Source organism: Kitasatospora sp. NPDC004240, assembly GCF_053603215.1.
This window is the reverse complement of sequence record NZ_JBSGFD010000379.1, coordinates 1-3,907: the sequence shown is the minus strand read 5'-3', so window position 1 is coordinate 3,907 and position 3,907 is coordinate 1. Positions and strand designations below refer to the sequence as shown.

Below are 3,907 nucleotides of genomic sequence, written 5' to 3'. Positions count from 1 at the left end.
GCCCGGCCGGGCGCGGCGCACGGCGCGCCCGCCCCCGGCCCGGCCGCTCCCGTCCCGGCCCCCGCGGGTGCGGGCGCCGGGCCGTACGTCGGTGGTGGTCATGCCGGTGCCCGTCATGCCAGCGGACGGCCGGTCTGCTGGGCGAGCTGCTTGGCGGCCTCCTGGAGGACGGCGGCCGGGTCGGCGCCCTTGAGGAAGACCTTGCTCTGGGCGTCGCCGGCCACCTTGAGGGCACGGGCGTAGTCGCCGGAGTAGTTGGTCGCGTCGGCGCCGTCGGCGAGCAGGTCGGCGAAGGTCTTCAGCACCGACTGGCCGCCGTAGAACGCGTTGGGCGCGGTGTACATGGCGTCGGCGTGCGCGGCGGTCAGCGCGGGGAAGACGCCCCCGGCCTTGAACATGCTGTTCATGGAGTCCGGCCGGGTCAGCGCGTACTCGATGAACTTGTAGGCGGCGGGCCGGCGGGGGCTGGAGGCCGAGACCGCCAGGTGGGTGGAGTTGACGATGGCGGCGCGCTTGCCTCCGGGGGTGACGGCCGGCGGCTTGGCGAGGCGCCAGGCGCCCTTCTGGTCGGGGTACTTGGTCTCCAGGTAGCGGGCGCCCCAGGCGGGCACGGGGGCGACGGCGACCTTGCCGGCCGCCATCAGCTTGGTCCAGCCGTGGTCGCCGGAGGCGTCGGCGACCAGTCCGGCGGCCTCCAGGCGCTTGATCACGTTCATCGCGTTGACGGCGGCGGGCGAACCCAGGGAGACGTTGCCCTTGAGGTCGAAGTAGAAGGCGCCCTGGAGCTGGAGCAGCGACTGCAGGAAGTCGCAGTCGATGTCCGGGATCCCGGACTTGACCAGGCCGAGCAGTCCGACCCCGGGGTTGGCGGCCTTGAAGCGGTCGGCGACGGCGATCGCGTCGTCCCAGGTCTGGAAGGTCTCGGGGTCGATGCCGGCCCTGTCGAAGAAGTCCTTGCGGTAGAAGAAGCCGAGCGGGTTCACCTCCCAGGGCATCGCGTACGCGTGGCCGTCCTTGCCGCTGACCACCGGCCACAGTCCCGCGGAGAACTTGTCCTTGTGCTGGTCGGCGCCGAGGGCGGACAGGTCGGCCAGGCCGCCGGGGAACTTCTCCAGGTAGCCGGGGAGGTAGTCGCAGCCGATGTGCAGCACGTCGGCGAGGCCCTGGCCGCCGGCCGCCATGCCGACGGTGATCTTGTCCCAGATGGCCGGGTTGCCGACGTCCTGGACGTCGACCTTGATCCCCGGGTTGTCGCGCTCGAAGGCCGGGACGACGCCGCGCAGCGCCTGGGCCGCGGTGGCCCAGGACCAGACGGTGACCGTGCCGGTGGCCGCGTCGCCGCCGCCGGAGGCGGCGGAGCCGTCGTTGCCGCAGGCGCTCAGCGCGGAACCGGCGGCCAGCGCCACCAGGCTCGCGCCCGACATGCGCAGCAGGGAGCGGCGGGAGATGTCTGTCATGGCAGGACCTTCCGAGGGTGTGGGTGGGGCGGAGGGGGACGAGCGGGGGGTGCGTGGGGCGGGGGGTGCGTGGGGCGGGGGGTGCGTGGGGCGGAGCGGGTGAGGCGGGACGGCGGTCCCGGGGAGGTCAGAGCGCGCGCAGGGCCTCGCGCAGGCGCGCCGCCGACTCCGGGGAGGTGGAGGCGTGCGGGGAGAGCCGGACCAGGCCGCCGCGCAGGGTGGTGGTGAGCCCGGCGTCGAGCAGGGCCCGGTGGACGTCCGCCGGGTCGGTGCCGGGTACGGCGAAGCGGGCGATCCCGCTGCCCGTCCCGGCGGGCGGTCCGGGCCGCTCGGCGAACGCGCCGGCCGAGCGGGCGGCGTCGAGGAGGGCGTCGAGGGTCTCCTCGATCCGGGCGGCGATCCGGTCCTGGCCGGTCTCCAGCACCAGGTCGAGCGCCGCGCCGAGGGCGGCCACGGCGGGCCCGTCCGGGTTGGTGAGGGTGTGCGCGACGGCGCCGGGCAGCGGCGGGTGCTCGTACGGCGGCCGGCCGTCGGAGGCGTGCGGGCCGGCCGGCGGCTCCAGCGGGTCGCGGACGCCCGACCAGCCGCCGAGGCCCGGGCGCAGCAGCCCCGCCACCCGGTCGCGGACCAGCAGCAGCGCGGCGCCCCAGCCGGCCCGCAGCCACTTCTGGCCGCCGCAGGCGAGCAGGTCGGCGGCGTCGGCGGCGATCTCCACCGCACCGAGCGCCTGTACGGCGTCGACCACCAGGACGCGGCCGGGTCCGATCAGCTCCTTGATCGCGGCCAGCGGTGCCCGGAAGCCGGTCGCGGCGTCCACGGCGCACACCGAGACGGCGCGGACCCGCTCGTCGAGGTGCTCGCGCACCCGGTCGACGGTCATCGGGCCGTCCAGCAGCCGGACTTCCAGGCCGCCGTGGGCGGCGGCGCGCAGCCAGGGGTAGACCGCGCCGGGGAAGTCCGCGCGGCTGACCAGGACCGTGCCGCCGCCGGGCAGGGCGTGGGCGGCGGCGAACATGCCGTGCGAGGTCGAGCCGACGAAGGCGATCTCGTGCGGCGCGGCGCCGAGCAGGGTGGCCGCCGACCGCGCGGCCCGTCCGGTGGCCCCGTCCAGTTCCTCCAGCGCCTGCCAGCCCCGGGTGTGGATGGTCTGCGCGGAGTGCCGGAGCACCTGGCGCACCGCGGCCGAGACCGGTCCGAAGCGCGCGAAGTCCAGGTAGCCGGCCGGCTCGTCGAACTCCTGCAGATATGCCTTCATGTGTGACCCCGGTGGATTTGAACGTTCAAAAACACAGACCTCATCAGAACCAAACAGGTTCGAACGGGAGGGTGACAGCAAACGCCCACCCCTCCGGCACCGTCAACCCCTCCGGCGCGAGGGGTCGCGCTTCGAGACCGTTCCGTTATCCGGCCCCCGCGACCCGGGCGACCGTCTCCCGTCCGGCCGCCCGCGCCAACGCGGCGCGCCCGGCATCCCCCTGGCGTCCGGTCATGTCGTACGGGGGCGCGGACCGTACGGCCCCGAAGGGTCAGCGCTCCCCCGTACTGCGGGCCGGCAGGTGCGCGACCGCCTTCGTCCAGGCCTCGGTGACGGCCGCGTGCGCGGCGGCGGTCGCCGTCGCGGTGTCGCCGTCGAGGCGGATCGGCGCGCCCAGGTGGACGTGCAGCGCGGGCCGGCGCAGCGGTCCGGTGGCGAGGCCGGCGAGCTGCTTGGCGGCGCCGCCCGAGCTCAGCCGGCGGGCACCCGCCTGCCCGAGCGGGACCACGGGCGCGCCGGTGGCCAGGGCGAGCCGGGCCAGGCCGGTGCGGAACGGGCCGGGCGGCAGCTCGGCGGGGTCCCGGCGGCGGGGCAGGCCGCCCTCGCCGTAGATCAGCACGACCTCGCCGTCCGCCAGCGCCCGCTCCGCGTGGGCCAGCGAGTCCGCCGCCCGGTCCGTGCCCCGCCGCACCGGGATGAACCCCTCGTGCCGCAGCACCCGCCCCAGCAGCGGGATCCGCCACAGCCCGGCCGTGGCCAGCGCCACCGGCCGCACCCCGAGCCGGTGCAGCGCCGCCAGCACCACGGCCGGGTCGGTGAGCGAGGTGTGGTTGGCGGCGACGATGCTGCCCGGCGCGACGGCCGCGCCCGTACGGGCGGCGTGGCCGGCGCTCTGTCCGGCGGCGGGCCCGTCCGGGGTGCTGACGGTGAGGTCGGCGAAGACCGGGAGCAGGGCGGCGGCGGTGCGGCTGAGCATGGGGGCGGATCGTCCTTCGTACGGGCCGGGCTGGCTGCCGTCAGCCTGCCCGCCCCGGGCCCCGGCCCACATGAGTAGCCGTACTCAACCGCGCGGCCTGAGTCGTCCCCACACCATGGGCCGCACCCACGCCCTGAACCTGTTCGAGCGCCCTGAGCCGCCCCCGCGCCGAACGGCCCGGCGGCGTGCGGGCCCGACCCCCGTCCGGGCCCGCACGCC

At 76.4% G+C, this 3,907-nt stretch carries 3 protein-coding genes; all 3 read right to left on the bottom strand.

Annotated elements, in window-relative coordinates; translation table 11 throughout:
* Window positions 1–113 precede the first annotated feature (113 nt).
* Window positions 114–1,457: an extracellular solute-binding protein gene (locus tag ACWEQL_RS41555; RefSeq protein WP_452156689.1), complete on the bottom strand. Its 1,344-nt coding sequence runs from the start codon at window positions 1,455–1,457 to the stop codon at window positions 114–116.
* Window positions 1,458–1,584: 127 nt separating this feature from the next.
* Entirely contained in the window at window positions 1,585–2,712 is a 1,128-nt protein-coding gene (locus tag ACWEQL_RS41550; RefSeq protein WP_452156687.1) for an aminotransferase class V-fold PLP-dependent enzyme, read from the bottom strand.
* Between the two features lie 271 nt (window positions 2,713–2,983).
* Window positions 2,984–3,688 carry a lysophospholipid acyltransferase family protein gene (locus ACWEQL_RS41545; protein WP_452156685.1) on the bottom strand — a complete coding sequence of 235 codons (705 nt, stop codon included), beginning with the start codon at window positions 3,686–3,688 and terminating at the stop codon, window positions 2,984–2,986.
* Window positions 3,689–3,907: the final 219 nt, after the last annotated feature.